The sequence below is a fragment of the Erythrobacter sp. Alg231-14 genome (assembly GCF_900149685.1).
Taxonomy (GTDB): domain Bacteria; phylum Pseudomonadota; class Alphaproteobacteria; order Sphingomonadales; family Sphingomonadaceae; genus Erythrobacter.
Map to the genome: position 1 here is coordinate 466,558 of NZ_LT702999.1, position 14,567 is coordinate 481,124.

14 protein-coding genes are annotated in these 14,567 nt (G+C 57.1%); 5 read left to right on the forward strand and 9 right to left on the reverse strand.

All coding sequences use genetic code 11. The annotated features are described in order from the left end of the window. Window positions 1-9 precede the first annotated feature (9 nt). From BQ8290_RS02205 to BQ8290_RS02215, 3 genes are all read left to right on the forward strand, one after another. The gene (locus BQ8290_RS02205; RefSeq protein WP_108787240.1) at window positions 10-630 is read left to right on the forward strand and encodes a glutathione S-transferase N-terminal domain-containing protein; all 621 of its coding nucleotides are present in this window, start codon (window positions 10-12) and stop codon (window positions 628-630) included. A gap of 92 nt (window positions 631-722) precedes the next feature. Further along, a complete protein-coding gene (locus BQ8290_RS02210) occupies window positions 723-2,810 on the forward strand; it encodes a 2Fe-2S iron-sulfur cluster-binding protein (RefSeq protein ID WP_108787242.1) in 2,088 nt (695 codons plus the stop codon). Then, a complete protein-coding gene (locus BQ8290_RS02215; RefSeq protein ID WP_108787244.1) occupies window positions 2,807-3,133 on the forward strand; it encodes a hypothetical protein in 327 nt (108 codons plus the stop codon). The genes BQ8290_RS02210 and BQ8290_RS02215 overlap by 4 nt, the downstream gene beginning before the upstream one ends. A gap of 151 nt (window positions 3,134-3,284) precedes the next feature. Here the strand turns inward: BQ8290_RS02215 and BQ8290_RS02220 are convergent, their stop codons facing one another. From BQ8290_RS02220 to BQ8290_RS02255, 8 genes are all read right to left on the reverse strand, one after another. Further along, complete coding sequence (locus BQ8290_RS02220; RefSeq protein ID WP_108787246.1) at window positions 3,285-4,910, reverse strand: recombinase family protein; 1,626 nt, start codon at window positions 4,908-4,910, stop codon at window positions 3,285-3,287. Next, entirely contained in the window at window positions 4,907-5,326 is a 420-nt protein-coding gene (locus tag BQ8290_RS02225; RefSeq protein ID WP_108787248.1) for a DUF2924 domain-containing protein, read from the reverse strand. The genes BQ8290_RS02220 and BQ8290_RS02225 overlap by 4 nt, the downstream gene beginning before the upstream one ends. Then, window positions 5,326-5,568, reverse strand: coding sequence for a DUF3489 domain-containing protein (locus BQ8290_RS02230; protein ID WP_108787250.1), 243 nt, complete (start codon window positions 5,566-5,568; stop codon window positions 5,326-5,328). Before BQ8290_RS02230 ends, BQ8290_RS02225 begins: the two co-directional genes overlap by 1 nt. A 195-nt stretch (window positions 5,569-5,763) precedes the next feature. Next, window positions 5,764-7,611, reverse strand: a complete 1,848-nt coding sequence (locus tag BQ8290_RS02235) for a sulfatase-like hydrolase/transferase (protein WP_108787252.1) — start codon at window positions 7,609-7,611, stop codon at window positions 5,764-5,766. Window positions 7,612-7,618: 7 nt separating this feature from the next. Beyond that, the gene (locus BQ8290_RS02240; RefSeq protein ID WP_337660923.1) at window positions 7,619-7,999 is read right to left on the reverse strand and encodes a hypothetical protein; all 381 of its coding nucleotides are present in this window, start codon (window positions 7,997-7,999) and stop codon (window positions 7,619-7,621) included. A gap of 41 nt (window positions 8,000-8,040) precedes the next feature. Then, complete coding sequence (locus tag BQ8290_RS02245) at window positions 8,041-8,652, reverse strand: glutathione S-transferase N-terminal domain-containing protein (RefSeq protein WP_108791773.1); 612 nt, start codon at window positions 8,650-8,652, stop codon at window positions 8,041-8,043. Window positions 8,653-8,708: 56 nt separating this feature from the next. Continuing rightward, a complete protein-coding gene (locus BQ8290_RS02250; RefSeq protein ID WP_337660924.1) occupies window positions 8,709-9,551 on the reverse strand; it encodes a type 1 glutamine amidotransferase domain-containing protein in 843 nt (280 codons plus the stop codon). Between the two features lie 476 nt (window positions 9,552-10,027). Beyond that, on the reverse strand, window positions 10,028-11,059 hold the full coding sequence (locus BQ8290_RS02255; RefSeq protein WP_108791777.1) for a glutathione S-transferase N-terminal domain-containing protein: 1,032 nt from the start codon (window positions 11,057-11,059) through the stop codon (window positions 10,028-10,030). A gap of 238 nt (window positions 11,060-11,297) precedes the next feature. Between BQ8290_RS02255 and BQ8290_RS02260 the strand changes: the two genes are divergently transcribed. Together BQ8290_RS02260 and BQ8290_RS02265 are read left to right on the forward strand one after the other, a co-directional pair. Continuing rightward, window positions 11,298-11,549 carry a DUF1145 domain-containing protein gene (locus BQ8290_RS02260; RefSeq protein WP_108787254.1) on the forward strand — a complete coding sequence of 84 codons (252 nt, stop codon included), beginning with the start codon at window positions 11,298-11,300 and terminating at the stop codon, window positions 11,547-11,549. Between the two features lie 148 nt (window positions 11,550-11,697). Next, a complete protein-coding gene (locus BQ8290_RS02265) occupies window positions 11,698-13,566 on the forward strand; it encodes an outer membrane protein assembly factor BamB family protein (RefSeq protein ID WP_337661482.1) in 1,869 nt (622 codons plus the stop codon). 91 nt (window positions 13,567-13,657) lie between these two features. Here the strand turns inward: BQ8290_RS02265 and BQ8290_RS02270 are convergent, their stop codons facing one another. Then, the gene (locus BQ8290_RS02270; RefSeq protein ID WP_108791779.1) at window positions 13,658-13,960 is read right to left on the reverse strand and encodes a hypothetical protein; all 303 of its coding nucleotides are present in this window, start codon (window positions 13,958-13,960) and stop codon (window positions 13,658-13,660) included. Window positions 13,961-14,567: the final 607 nt, after the last annotated feature.

Here is a 14,567-nt window from a genome sequence, read left to right on the forward strand (position 1 = left end):
GCCAATCCGATGAAACTTTATACCCACCCCCTCTCCGGTCACTCGCACCGCGCCGCGCTGTTCCTGGCACTGGTCGGCGTCGATGCTGACATTGTTAACGTCGACCTCGCCGCTGGTGAGCATAAGAGCGAGGAATTCCTCGCCTTGAACCGCTTCGGCCAGCTTCCTGTGCTCGTCGATGGCGACACCGTGATCGCCGACAGCAACGCCATCCTGACCTATGTCGCCAAGAAATTCGGCCGCAATGACTGGCTTCCCGAAGCCCCCGCCGCTGCCGCCGCGGTGCAGCGCTGGCTCTCGGTCGCAGCAGGCCAGATCGCCTTCGGCCCAGCCGCAGCACGCCTCATCACGGTGTTCGGTGCCGGCTATAACGCCGAGGAAGTGATCGCCCGCGCTCACGCTGTCCTAGCGGTCATCGAAGAGGAGCTGGACGGCAAGAACTGGATCATCGGCGGCGGTCAGCCGACCATCGCTGACGTTGCGCTGTACAGCTACATCGCGCGCGCTCCCGAAGGGAACGTCGATCTGTCCGCCTACCCGCGCGTCAACGCCTGGCTTGAACAGATCGAAGCGCTGAGCGGCTTTGTCTCCTTCCAGCAAACCGAAGTTGGGCTGGCCAAGGCTGCCTGACACCGTGAGCCGGGGTGGGCCTCACACTCCCTCCCATCTCCTCGGGTCCCCCCGGCTCCCCCTTTCCCACAAACCCATCCAAGGATCCCATCATGCGAGCCCAGACAGCCCACGCGCAGATCGACGCCTCTTTCCCCTGGCATTCGGGCGAGGTCGAAGTGCAGCAGCGCCTTGGTGTTGCAGAGCGCATGGCCAAGAATGGCAGCCGGGTTGTGCGTGATTACATGCCCAATCAGCACCGCGATTTTTACGGCTCTATCCCCTTCATGATGATCGGTTCGGTCGATCCGGCGGGCGACGTCTGGGCCTCTATGGTGACCGGCAAGCCGGGCTTCATGAATTCTCCCAGTCCCACAGAGCTGGATATCGACTTCATTCCCGACGCCACCGATCCTGCGGCTGTCGGGCTCCGCAATGGTGATGCGATCGGCATGCTGGGGATTGAACTTTCAACCCGCCGCCGCAACCGGATGAACGGCTTTGTGCATGATGCAGGCGAGGAAGCATTCTCGGTCAGCGTCGGTCACAGCTTTGGAAATTGCCCGCAATATATCCAGCTGCGCGACTTTGAATTCGTGCGTGATGCGAATGCCCCTTTCGATCACCATGTTGAAGAGCTCGCCGAGCTCGACGACGCTGCGCGCGCCATGATCGCAGGCGCCGACACCTTCTTCGTTGCATCCTATGTCGATGCCGCTGGTCCCGACAGCACGGTCGAGCGCCAGGTCGATGTCTCGCATCGCGGCGGCAAGCCGGGCTTCGTCCGCGTCGATGCCAAGGGTCGCATGACCATCCCCGATTTTGCAGGCAATCTGCATTACAACACGCTCGGCAATTTGACAGTGAACCCGCGGGCTGGCCTGATCTTCACCGACTTTGAGACCGGCGATGTGCTGCAGATCACCGGCACAACCGAGATCGACTATGACAGCCCCGAGATCGCGCATTTCCGAGGCGCTGAGCGGCTGTGGCACTTCACTCCGACCCGTGTCGTTCGCCGCAAGGCGGCGCTCCCGATCCGCTGGAAGCTGCAGAAAGGCGATGCATTCTCGCCAAACTCGCTGATGACGGGTTCGTGGGAAGACACTGCGGCCAAGATCGAGGCCGAAACGATTGCCAAGACCTGGCGTGCGTTCCGGATCGCCCGGATTGTCGAGGAAACCGCAGAGATCCGCTCCTTCTATCTGGAGCCCACCGACGGCAAGGGGATCCCGAACTTCGAAGCGGGACAGCACCTGCCGGTGCGCGCGGCGCTCAACGAGGGTGATCGACCTGAGAGCCGCATCTACACGCTCTCTGCAGCGCCTTCGGACGGCTTCTATCGCATCAGTGTCAAGAAGCAGGGCGCGTTTTCGGCTTGGCTCTACGCCCGCGCCGTTGGCGACACGCTGGAAGCGCGTGGGCCCCAAGGCGCTTTCCACATCACCGGAACCGAAGATCGCGCCGCCGTCCTGATTGCGGCAGGAGTGGGCGTCACCCCAATGCTCTCCATGCTTCGCCAGATCGTGTTCGAGGGCAAACGCCGCCGCGGTACTCGCCCGACCTGGATCATCCATGTCGACCGGTCACGCCAGTCGCGCGCCTTCCATGAAGAGATTGGCGAATTGGTTCGCGAGGCCGAAGGCGCAGTGCGCTACATCGTCGTGCATTCGCAGCCCGGATCGCGTGAGCAGGAGGGGATCGACTACAGCTACACTGGGCGTTTCAGCGCCGCCGACTTTGCGCGTTTCCTGCCGTTTGGCGATTACGACTTCTACTTGTGCGGCCCAGGCGGCTTCATGCAGTCGACCTACGATGGCCTGCGCGCCATGGGGGTCGTCGATGCGCGTGTGCATTCTGAGGCCTTTGGGCCTTCCTCTCTCAAGCGCGAAGCCGATGTCGGCAATGTCAAGCCGGTGATCCCCGCATCCGCTGACAGCGTCCCCGTCCTCTTCGCTGCATCGTCCAAGGAAGCGCGCTGGGAGCCAGAAAGCGGCACGCTGCTCGACCTTGCCGAGAAACGCGGTCTTACACCCGAATTCAGCTGCCGCGGCGGCTCATGCGGAAGCTGCGCGGTCAAGCTGCTCAAGGGAGCAATCACTTACCCCGATGGCGTTTCCTTCGAGACTGAGAAGGACGAGATCCTGCTGTGCTCTGCCGTCCCGGCAGCTGGCAGCGAAACTTTGGAGATCGAAGCATGAACTGGACAATCATCCCGTTGCCAGCCCCTGAAGAGCTGGCAGGCGGCTATGTACCCCCACCGAGTGCTAGCGACCACTCGGATGCTGGATCTTCGCTGCGCCGAATCCTGACGATGCTGTTTGCCGTGTTCGGGCTTGCAAGCGGTCTGCAACAAGCTGGCGCAGCGAATGACGAGCCTGGCCACCGTCGTCTTGCCGAAATCAGCATCGGTGATCGCAAGGGCCCTTGTCGCGACTGTACGCAGATCACGCGATCCAACGCAAACGGCCTGAGCGATCTTCCGACCATCGAAGACCTCAGAGGTCCTGATCCCACCCGTTGAACGACCGTTCAGACCAATCAGCTTTCTCGCATTGCACGCGTCTGAAACTGGGTCGGGAGCCGAATGTCTGCATTTAAATTCTGGGCGGCTGAAACCGGACAGTCGCCTTTCGGCCCAAACCCGGCCATCAGTTCACGACCATTCTCTCAGCTTACTCTCTCCAACTTGCGGAGACGCCATCCGCAGCCAGAAGCCTTCTCCTAGATGTCGTTGCCTTGATCTTTCCTTCTAGGATCGCTTCGACAACTTCAGGCGCGAGAAACGCCAGCCTGATCACTCTGGTCATCCATGAGGGTGTGATGCCCTTTTCTCTCGCTAGCGACGCCACATCTGTCTGACCACCGGCGAGAGCTGACCACCAAATGTTTGCTTGGGCTATGAGGCGCACCAGTGAGGCATCAGGCCCGACATCGTTCGCATGCGACCCATCGGAACTGATGAGCCTGACAGCCAAGCCGCTGCGTTTAAGGCTAACGGGAATGGTGTGTTCGGCAGCCGTCTTCGCGGTTGCGCCATTGGCCGCTTCAAGCAGTTCCGTGATGGCCGAAGTGGACAGCGCTAGAACGATACGATCGGTATGGACAGTAACCCTGTCTACGAAGCGTTCGACGGTTGCTCGCTTTGTTCTGGTCTCAAGATTATTGGCTTGCAACATGGCCAAGCTCGATGGACGAACCGTGATCCGGGCTATAGTTGCCAGCGAAAGTGGATCGGCAATCAGTGTCTCAACTTCCGTGTGCACGAGCCTCTCGATTTCGAGGGCGGGGATCCGGAGCGTCGATGAGCGGCTTTCGCCATCGCTGCATTTCTGGCTCTCGCCAATGTAGTATCGATAGCGCTTTACCCCCTTGGTCGCGTGGACAGGCTTAAGTGGTCGACCATCCTGATCAAACAGGAGCCCAGCGAGAAGTGCACGGCTGCTCTCTCGTTGACGCCTTATACCCTGGGTGTTGGCGGCGAGTTGCTTCTGGACAGCGTCCCACTCGTCCTGGTCGATGATGGCACTGTGGTTGCCCGGATAAACCTTGTCCTTGTGGCCGATATTGCCGGCATAGACCGGGTTCTTGAGGATGGTGTAGAGCTGACCTTGCGAGATTCTGCCACCCCCATAGGTCTTGCCAGTCGCCGCCCTCCGAACCGGAGAGGAGACGCCACGCTCAATCAGGCGTTCTGAAACCCGGCGTACGTTCTTCTCAGCGCGATAGAGCCGGTAGATTTTTCGGACCACATCGGCATGCTTGGGCACAACCTTGAGGCTGCGCCCGTCCGGCTCATACCCGAGCGGCGGGACGCCGCCCATCCACATCCCCTTGGCCTTCGATGCTGCTATCTTGTCGCGTATCCGTTCTGCGGTCACCTCGCGCTCGAACTGGGCAAAGGATAAGAGCATGTTGAGCGTAAGGCGTCCCATGCTCGTCGTTGTGTTGAATGACTGGGTAACCGAGACAAAGCTCACCTGCGCTGCGTCGAAGGCTTCGACCAGCTTGGCAAAGTCGAGCAGCGAACGGGTCAAACGGTCGACTTTGTAGACTACGATGATGTCCACGCGGCCGTCCCTTACATCGCCGAGCAACCGTTGAAGCGCGGGGCGCTCAAGCGATCCACCCGAGAGCCCTCCATCGTCATATTGATCGGGCAGAAGTTTCCAGCCTTCGCTCGCCTGGCTGAGCACATAGGCAGCGCAAGCCTCGCGCTGCGCATCGAGCGAGTTGAAGTCTTGCTCCAGACCTTCCTCGCTCGACTTGCGGGTGTAGATCGCACAGCGGACGGTCTTCATGCTGCCGCTTTCGTCTTAAGGCCGAAGAAGGCCGGGCCCGACCAGCGCGTGCCGGTGATCGCGCGGGCAACCGCGCTCAGCGACCACCACTCAGCGTTGTTCCAGCAGATGGTTCCGTCCTCATCAATCACCACAGTGTGAAGAGATCCATTCCACTCGCGGGTCAGCCGCATTCCGGGCCGGAGGGGCCGTGTGCGGGTTTTGCCTCGCGCAATCTGATCGAGCTTTTGCAGGGTCCCTCGCGAATGCTTACCATGCGCGGCAGCCTGCAGTTCCCAGGCAAGCGCAAGCCGCTGGAGAGTTGCACTCACTTTAGGCACTGGCTTGTCAGTGACTGTCGGCCACTTCTCACGCAGCTGCGCCAGCGACATTGTCGCTAGCGCAGCCAGTTCTGGCTCGAGGTCTGCGGCTCGCATCACACGGCCTTGGTGATGCGGTAACAGGTCACATCACCGCGCTTCGTCTTCTCGATCACATGCCCCTTTTTCTTGAGGCCGGTCAGGGCAGCGCGCGCAGAGTGCGGTTGCCAGCCTGTTGCCGCGACAATCTCGTCAAGTGCTGCGCCTCCCTTCCGCTGCAGGAGGGCGATGACCTTCGCGATGTTGGTGGTCTTTGGAGTGGTTTGTGGTTTTGCTGCCTTGGTTTGTTGGTTTGCCATAGTGGTGCTCCTTCATTCGGAGCAGCACTTTGCCGCTCCCACCATCCAGAGCCCGACAAAAGGACACACCAAGGTCAGGCTTAGCCGAGTTGCGCAGGGGCGCCAGCGCATCAGCGTCGGAGACAGCAATGCTTGGAATGGTTGGGAAGTCGAGCGGATAATGGCCTGTAGGCCAACTTTACATAATGGCGGCTATCAGCGTCGAGAGACTGGCAATGCACTATTCGCCCTAGTCATCTTGTAGGCGACAAAGAATGGCACCAGGGCTAAGAGTGTCAGCAAGACGGCTATGATATTCTCCCGGCTCTGTAACAGCGCGTTGAGCACTATTTGCCGCATCTGACTGTAGCCTTCGGGCACGGGCACCACCTTGTTGTCGCGGCGGTATTGTTCATAGTTGGCCAGCATTCGCTGGAAGCGCTGCGGCTCTGATGCAGCCAGGTCCACGGTCTCGCCGGGGTCCGTCACGATGTTGAACAGGCGCCATTGGCCATCTCCCACGGGGGGCTGGTTTACGACCAGTTTGTAGTCGCCCTGGAAAAGCACACCGTGGTCGGTCAGTTCATAACCTACCCAATCGTCAGGCCCATAGGCGCGTTCAGTCTGTCCCGAGATCACCGGCGTCAGGTCACGTCCGGTGATCGATTGAACCGGGCGCCCAGCATAGCGCTCAGAGGGCTGTGATACTCCGGTAAGCGATAGGATGGTCGGGGTGATATCAGTCGCCCATGCGAATGCCTTGGTCAGTCGCTGCTCAAGTTCGATAGGTGCCCCTCCAATGATCAGAGGGACGCGCATTCCACCTTCACCGGCGTAAAACTTGTAATAGGCCAAGGGGCTTGCAGACGCGCTGGCGAAGCTGGGGCCGATTGTGCTGAAGCTGCCTTTCAGGCCCAGAGTTTCATAATCCAGATTATAGTCGAGATTTGCCGGGCCCAGTCTTTGCGGGAATCCCCGAGGGTCAGCAGGCCCGCTTGCCTCACTGCCATTGTCCGAAGTTACAATGAAAATCGTGTTGTCGTACTGCCCGGTCAGCTTGAGGTGATCTATCAGGCGGCCGATGTGGAAATCCATCGCCTCGATCATACCGGCATAAACCGCCATGCGTTTTGCTTGGTAGCGCCTGTCCTCTTCGCTCAGGGCGTCCCAGTCGTCGGTTGTTTCCATACGCACCATTGGCGTGTCCGCTGGCAAGATACCCAAGGCAGCCGCTCGCTCCAGACGCTGTTCGCGCAGAGCGTCCCAGCCAGTGTCGTAGACACCCATGTATCGGTCGATGAATTCCTGCGGAGCCTGCACTGGCGTGTGCACGGCCATAAAGGGCAGATAAGCAAAGAAAGGCTCACCATCCTGCGATCCGCTATCGATGAAGTCGATCATGCTATCGACAAGGAAACGCGAGGAATAGAAATCTTCGGGCAGCGTGTATCGCTCCCCATCTGCGAACCAGTTGGCTTGATCGTAGATGGTAAGGTATGGGCGCTGTTCCCAATTGTCGGCCCCTGAATCCATCATGGCGACGGTTCGCTGAAAACCGCGGCGGCTGGGGAGTTTGTCCGGCTCCATGCCCAAGTGCCACTTCCCTGCCATGAAGGTGTTGTAGCCAGCATCCTCGAGCAGGGTCGCCACGGTGACCACATCATCGCCGAGGACACCTTCATAGTTGGGCTGAGCACGCTGTTCAGGGGCAATCATTTCGGGAATGTTCGGGACACCTGCCAGATGACTATCGACGCCTGTAAGGAGCATCGCTCTGGAAGGCGCGCAATTGGGACCGGTGTGGTAATTGGTGAAAATCACACCCTCATCCGCAAGCGCACTCAAATTGGGTGTGCTGATCTCGCTGCCGTAAGGAGCGAGATCTGAATAGCCCAGATCGTCAGCGAGAATGAAGACGATATTGGGACGAGACGCCTTTGCCAAAAGCTGCTGTGGCGGTGCTTCTTCAGCATCCGCTCGGAATGATCCTCCAAATGCCGCAGCGGCTGCAATGCCTAGACACAGCACTCCGACGCCAAATACTCGATGAAAGACAGAGCGCATCCTTGGCTCACTGCTCCTGAGGCAGGCGGCGCGAGGCGGCCAGTAAGATACACCCAACGACCAGTTCAACCATGATCTGTGGACCGGCCAAGGCAGCATCATGGACGAGCCAAGCAACAATGCGGCCCAGGGCGGTAATGCCGAGCAGCATTATGGCCGGATAATACCAGACGCGCTTTTGCGTTATCAGCGCGATAAGCATACAGCTCCCAAGGGTCAGGAAGAAACCCGACATATCTCCGATCAGCGAAGAGCGGCCAAGGCCATCACTCAAGCCAAGACCAAGAGTGGCGGCCACATCGCTCGGTGCTACCAGCCAGCGCACACCGTTAAAAGTAAAGAGAAGCGCGGGCAGGAGTACCAAGACTTTGAGTGTATTGTTGATCAATGCTGCTCTCCTGTTGCGGCCGAAAAAGCGTGAAAGCTGGACTAGCTCATGGTGATGGCTTTTTGAAAAGCGGGACGCATGGCTATGCGCTCAACGTATGCCTTTAGGTTTGTCATCTCGTCGCTCACAGAGCCAATCCGATTAGACATGAAACAGGCGTGACCAAGCATGATGTCAGCTCCGGAGAAGTCGCCGATCAAATAATCGCGTCCCTCAAGGGCTTCGTTGACCGGCGCTAGCGCTTTGCTGAGTAATCTTTGCGCTTGCCCGAGCACACTTGCATCGCGGCGATCCTCAGGCAGAAGCAGTGTATGGACAACCACCGTGTTCACGGGCGGCATGACCATGCCTTCGCAATAGTGAAACCATTGAAGGTATTCTGGAAACCTAGGATCATCGATGGCGGGCTTCAGGCCGCCATTCTTGTGGCGTTCCAGGACGTACTCGACAATTGCGCCAGATTCGAAAATCGAAATATCTCCGTCTTCCAAGACAGGTACCCGCCCGAGCGGGTGGCGTTCGCGATGTTCATCGGATTTCAGATCCTTCGGATGGAAGGACATCTTATTGATCTCATAGGGCAACCCGAGCTCTTCGAGGAGCCAGACAATGCGTCCGGCGCGGGAATTTGGGGCAAAGTGAAGTTTCAGCATGATCGGATCTCTTTTTTGATCTTGCGTGGTAGGGTCGGAGTTCAGCTTGAATTTCTTCAATCCCGCGCAACCAGATCGCCGGCCAGGACTTGCATCATCTTCACGGCCGTTTCGGTGCCGCTATTCTGATTCTGTCCAGTGACGATGCGTCCATCAACAACAACAGCGTTGGCGAATACGTCTCGGAATCTTGACTCCGCCTCAAAGATCACACCTGCCGCCCGCAAATCGCGTTCTGGGTGCATCGGTGTGAAGGTGATACCAAGTTCGGCAAGCTGTTTGTCCGTCACCGCGGAAATGCGACGTCCTTCGACGATCGGCTTTCCATCTTCGCCATAGGCTTGCAAAAACCCCAAAGGGCCGTGACAAACGCCGCCAACGATCGCATCGTTCGCGTAGGCCATCGCAACCTTTTCCCCAAGTTCGGCCGACTGTCCAAAATCATAAGCAGCGCCCCAGCCACCGGCGAGGAAGACAATGTCATATTGCGTCGTATCGACTTGATCGATCTGATAGGACCGCGACACCTTCGATTGAAACAGTGCGTCCTCCAAGTATCTTTTGTCGGATGCGGAGGTGACCGGCCATCTCAGGGTCGACGGATCTATCGGAATTTGCCCGCCCTGGATGCTCGCGAGATCGACGTCCATGCCGGAGTCTAGAAACGCATAGTAAGGTGCCGTCATTTCTGAAGCGGCCACGCCGGTCGCCTCGCCACCGTCGCCCATGGTGGCCTGGCTGGTCGTGACGATCAACGCACGCTTTCCTGACAGATCCATTTCTGGCACGTCATAATGCGGGTGCAATCCCAAACCGGTGAGCAAGTGTGGCAGACCAAAGCCGCCAATCACTAGCAAAAGAACCAAGCCGATTGCGCCATATTTCAGGATTTTCATCATCTTAGTTCGCTCCTATGAGTCGTTCGCTAACGATTGCCTGCATGGGCATGTTTTATGTCACCCGGGATTATTGCTTAAGCCGCACCGCCAGAATTCCGGGGGTCTTCTCCGGCCAGGGGGGATAGTCAGCGGAAAGTGAGTCTTAACCGTCCTGCTCTGAGCTCGGTTTATGCTCCAGAATCCGCTTCACTATTTCAAAACTTCGCCCGATATCATCCAGCTCGCGGTCGTGATTAATTGGGCATTGGCAGCCGCAATTGCTCTGTGCACTCATCACTATGTCTACCTGAAGATATCGAAACTGACCCCAGATATCCTTGTTTGAAAATCCGCCTGTTCAAATTGCGTATGGCGCGCACTCGGAAACTGTCAGCGGCGAGCAAATGCAGGTTACGGACCGAGTGCTCAGACATTCGACAGGTCCCCGATATGGGAAATCTGACCACGGGTTCGAATTCGGTCCAATCCCAGGGAGGTTATTCAAAAATAGCTTCGCAGCCGGTCCCCCGAAGGCATTTGGCGACGCGTGCTTTGTCGTTGGTGGAGAGGATATCAAATTCTTGCCTCAACCATCGCAGACACTTTGCCTGGTAAACGAACGAGTCCTGCGTCCAGAGCTGACCATCGACTTCGCAAGACACTGTTGACGAGCCCTGTTCAATAGCTGCCGCATTCGCAATCAAGAACGGCACATGAACCCGACCAATCTCCGAAAACAGAGCCGATAGGGTTTCGGACAATGCGTCCAAATCGACCCAGTCGGATTCGGCGACATCCAGACCGCTCAAATCCTCGCACTTCTCAGTCCAGGCGTACGCCCTAGGAGACACCTCAAAAGCGACTTCAGCTGGCGTTTGATCAGTGATCACCAACATGGTCATTTGTCCGTAACAGGCGAGATCGCCAGCGCCGGGCCTATTTCCAAGAAAGTACGGTGACGTTTGGATGTGCTCCTCGAAGACTTCTAGAAACCGTCGCCAGCTGGCTTCGATCACTGGCGCGGTTGTTTCGTTCGAGCCGACCACGCCGATGCGCGAAATTTGCCGCTCAGCAAACGCTTGGGCCGCCACTTCCGCTTGACTCCGCTGCATCTGCGTCAGTCGAGTATAAGGGATATAGGCGCTTGCGCGTTCGGTATCGAGCGATCTGGACCAGCGATAGTGAAACATACACTTGCTGAGCCATTCATCACCATAATCTTCGATAAGCAGATCCAGAAAGCGCAGTGCCGGGTCTCGAGGTCGCAATGGACGGTCTGGATACAACGTGTCCAGTTCACTTAGAATGGGAGTGGTGTCAGACATTGCGCGGGAAAGCTGTCCTTTTTCGTCCGGCGCGACGAGATAAGGCACGAGAGGCAAAGGGCGATCAGGTAAGGCGGCCGCTTCCTTGCTCCCCGCGACGACGAACCGAAAGGGCAGTCGGCGATACCGGAGCGCAGCGCGCAGTTTTCGGGTATAGGGTGAAGCCCCTACGCCAACTAATCTAAGATCATGATCTGTATCCATAAAACGCTTCTCAAACCCGCCCTTCTTCCCGAGTGAACTCCGCTCAACTTTGCACAGCCGCATTCATTGGCGCGTGATCAAATTACCCATATGTTGGCCCAATCTATGGGGACATATTCGGCCAATCGCCCGGTTCTCCCACTGACAGACCGAGATTGACCGAAAATGTTTCCATGCAGTGTCGAGGGATGGTGATAGTCGAGCGATAGCGAAAATCGAATTGGGGAAGGGGCCTGCGATGGAACCGATGATGCACCTGAAAGTCGGAAAGGTCATCGTGTCTATCGTTTGGGTGCTCATTGCGATCGCAGTGGTGGAGCCGTCCCAAATTCCGTTCGCTCAGGCTTTTGAGTGGCTTGGCGCATTTCTTGTGATTTCCCACGTTGTCGAGATCACCGTGCTCCGAGAGAGGATGCGCGGGCCTAAGGATTACGCGCTGACAATGCTCTATGGCGCGTTGCAGCTTAAGACGATCAGGCTTTCGTCGTGACGTTGCTGTGTAAGTTCCCTCGCTCCGCGAAAGGCCGGCGTGTGTTCGATCAAGTCAGGACTGGAATCAAATGATTTTGAGCAAGTTGAAGAGCAAAAGGGCGATCGTCCTGATAGTTTTGGGTTTGGCAGGTCTCGCCGCGCTTTGGATGTTTTTTGGCCCGGCCCGTCCACACGATCCGAAAGTGTTTGGTCCGCCTGCAAAGACCCAATGGGAGCCTGTGGGGGCACGTTCAGCGGGGCAATACGGTTATGATATCATTCCCGAACCCACGACCTGGCACGCAATCCACGTCGATGTTGGCAATGGAGACAGCATTTGGGGCGTTGCTGCTCCAATGTACGAGCTCGATTGGGTGGCGGAGCCCGCATACTTCGTAGGAAGCGGTCCTTTGCTGGATAATCAGGGCAATCTCTATTTCAGTCCAAATTTCTATCACGGCGAACGCGTGGATCTGGTCGCGATTGATGCCAAGACCGGCGAACGGCGGTGGGCAATACCGGAGACCGGCGAAATGTCGGTCGGCGGCCCGATTATTCTCAATGATCCAGACAATCCCGGGGCACAAATCATCTATCTTGCGGGTCCCGAACGCGTCATGGCAGTGCGACAGGACGGTACAGTCATCTGGAACAAAGCCACAGGTCTTCAAATTGCGGAGGCTGAGGATCCAGACACAACCAAATTTCAGAACTTCAATTATCACCCTGCAACGGATTCGCTCATTACCGTTACTAAAGCGGGAGGGCTTTATGCTTTTAGCCGCAAGACCGGTGACTTGATAGCTACTGGCCAAATTCCGGGGGCACCGGCGATAAGCAGCAGGGGCACCCGCGTGCCGAGCTTAGTGGTAGACAGAGTCGATCCGCTGATGGATGAGGCCTTTGGTAAGACGGCAGATGGGCGTGGCTTGTTCTCTGCTGCGGTGAATCACCTCTATGGAGGGGGCGGGGTCGTCACCAACTATTTCAGCATCGATCCGGATTCCAGTCGCATCTATATTGCGGCCACAGCACCCGACGCAGAAGATGGAACCGAAGATGGTCGATCAGAGATAGGCGCCCTCTATGCGTTGAATCTGGTTGATGAGGGCAATGGCGGTTTTGAATTCAACGTATTGAACCGTAAGACCTTTCAAGGAGGCACTGGTGCAACTCCGGCACTCAGTGCTGATGGCGCACGAGTCTATGAGGCTGACAATGACGGAAATGTTATCGCGCTAGATCATCAGCTAAACGAAATCTGGCGGGTTAATGTGGGTGAGCCCCTTGTAGGCTCAATTACCGTCGCTCCGGACAACAATGAGATCTACGCCATCACAGCTGGTGACGTATTCCAGCTGATCGATCACGGCGATCACGGAACCCTAAACTGGACTGCTGAGCTCAATGGCTTTGATGGCTGGGCCAATGTCGACGTGCAGATCAATGGCTTGACCGCCACCGCGACCGCAAATGGCGTGGTGGTCATGATAGGCGGCGGGAAATCGATCTTTGGTTCTCCGATAATGTTGCATGTCGGAATGGGGCTGTTGGATCGTCAGACCGGCAAGCTGCGCTATTTTGCTCCGGGGCGGGAGGATTCGCTGGCTATGAGTGTGGTGGCCGCTGACGGCAGTATCTATGTTGGCCATTCTCCGCTTAGGCGAGCTGTCGGCAAAGCCTTCTATCCCGAGCTGACTGAAGACGTTACCGGTGGCATTGCGCGCTTCAAGCCAATCCGCCTTGACCTTTTGGCACGCGACGCGATCTGTGCAGCCGAAGCGCGTGCTGCCAATGCCCGCAACTTGGACCAGGCAACCCACAGCGCGGCCATCAGCACTGATATACGCCAGATCAACTTCCTGATCTCGCAAGCCGCAGACGCCATCGAGACAGCAGTTAGCGATGGCGACATGACACCTGCCAATGCTCAGGTGCTGGGCGATTTGCTGGCGCAAAGTAGCGCGGGATTGGCTGCGGAAGACTTGCCTGGCTCGGTTACAACTCTGAATTCCGCCTGCGAGATGTTCGACTGACGCAATAGTACGGGATGATCTGTGTCAACCGCGCACATCCGGTATGTCGGTCTGTACGATATCAGCTTGAGGGAAGAGACAAGCGGGCTAGTCACCTATTACTACGTGCACTGCGCATTTCCGCTGTGGTAACAAAACCGTCTTCGTTTGCATCCAGTCTGGCGAATGCCCTGTCATAGGCTCCGAACCGCTTGACGGTTGAGGCGCGTCCGATTTCATCCTTCGCATTCTCATTGATGAACACACGAAACTCCGACCTGGAGAGTTTGTCATCATCGTTGGCGTCGGCCTGTTGGAAGTTCTCACGAACGAGGCTGCGATTGTCCTGCGCATTCGCAGTGGCTGCCAAGATTATTGCTGTCATGGAAATGGGAATGAACGTCGAGATTCGCATAGTTAAAATCCTAAGTTGCTTGGGCCGAGATGAACGAGGAATCCTGAATTTCAGTTGAACGATTGTAACCCAAAATGCCCTATAAACATCAGAAAAATAAAAAGAAAAATTGACCGTAAATGATCCGAACAACCCGTCGTTGATGCCCTATCCTCTTGCCCGCGGAAGGATCATGAAAAGAACTTTACTTGTCTTACTTGGGCTTTTGGCCGTTGGGTCGACTGTCACCTGGAGTCAGCGCGACAGCATTCTGTCGTCGTTCGCCGAGCGGACGAGATTTTCCCAGATCTCACCATCGGCCGCGATGGTGTTGCATTCTCGCTCCCGCGAATTCCGACGAAATCACTCAATCGAGCGACGGGCTCTAATCATGATTCGATTGGGCACAGTCCGAAGGCAACAACTAACCTGCATCTGGTATCGTGGAGAAGGCTCCCATGAAGAATGAAGTGCGGCAACACTCTGCCGGATCGCTCAATCATGAAAAAGGCAAGTGCATCGAGAAGGGGCAGGGATTGTCCGACGCAATTGGGCGGGCTTTCGAGGAGGCTTGCAGACAATTAGCCCGCGAGATGGGCATTTGAAGCAGAAGGCGGCGGACAATGAA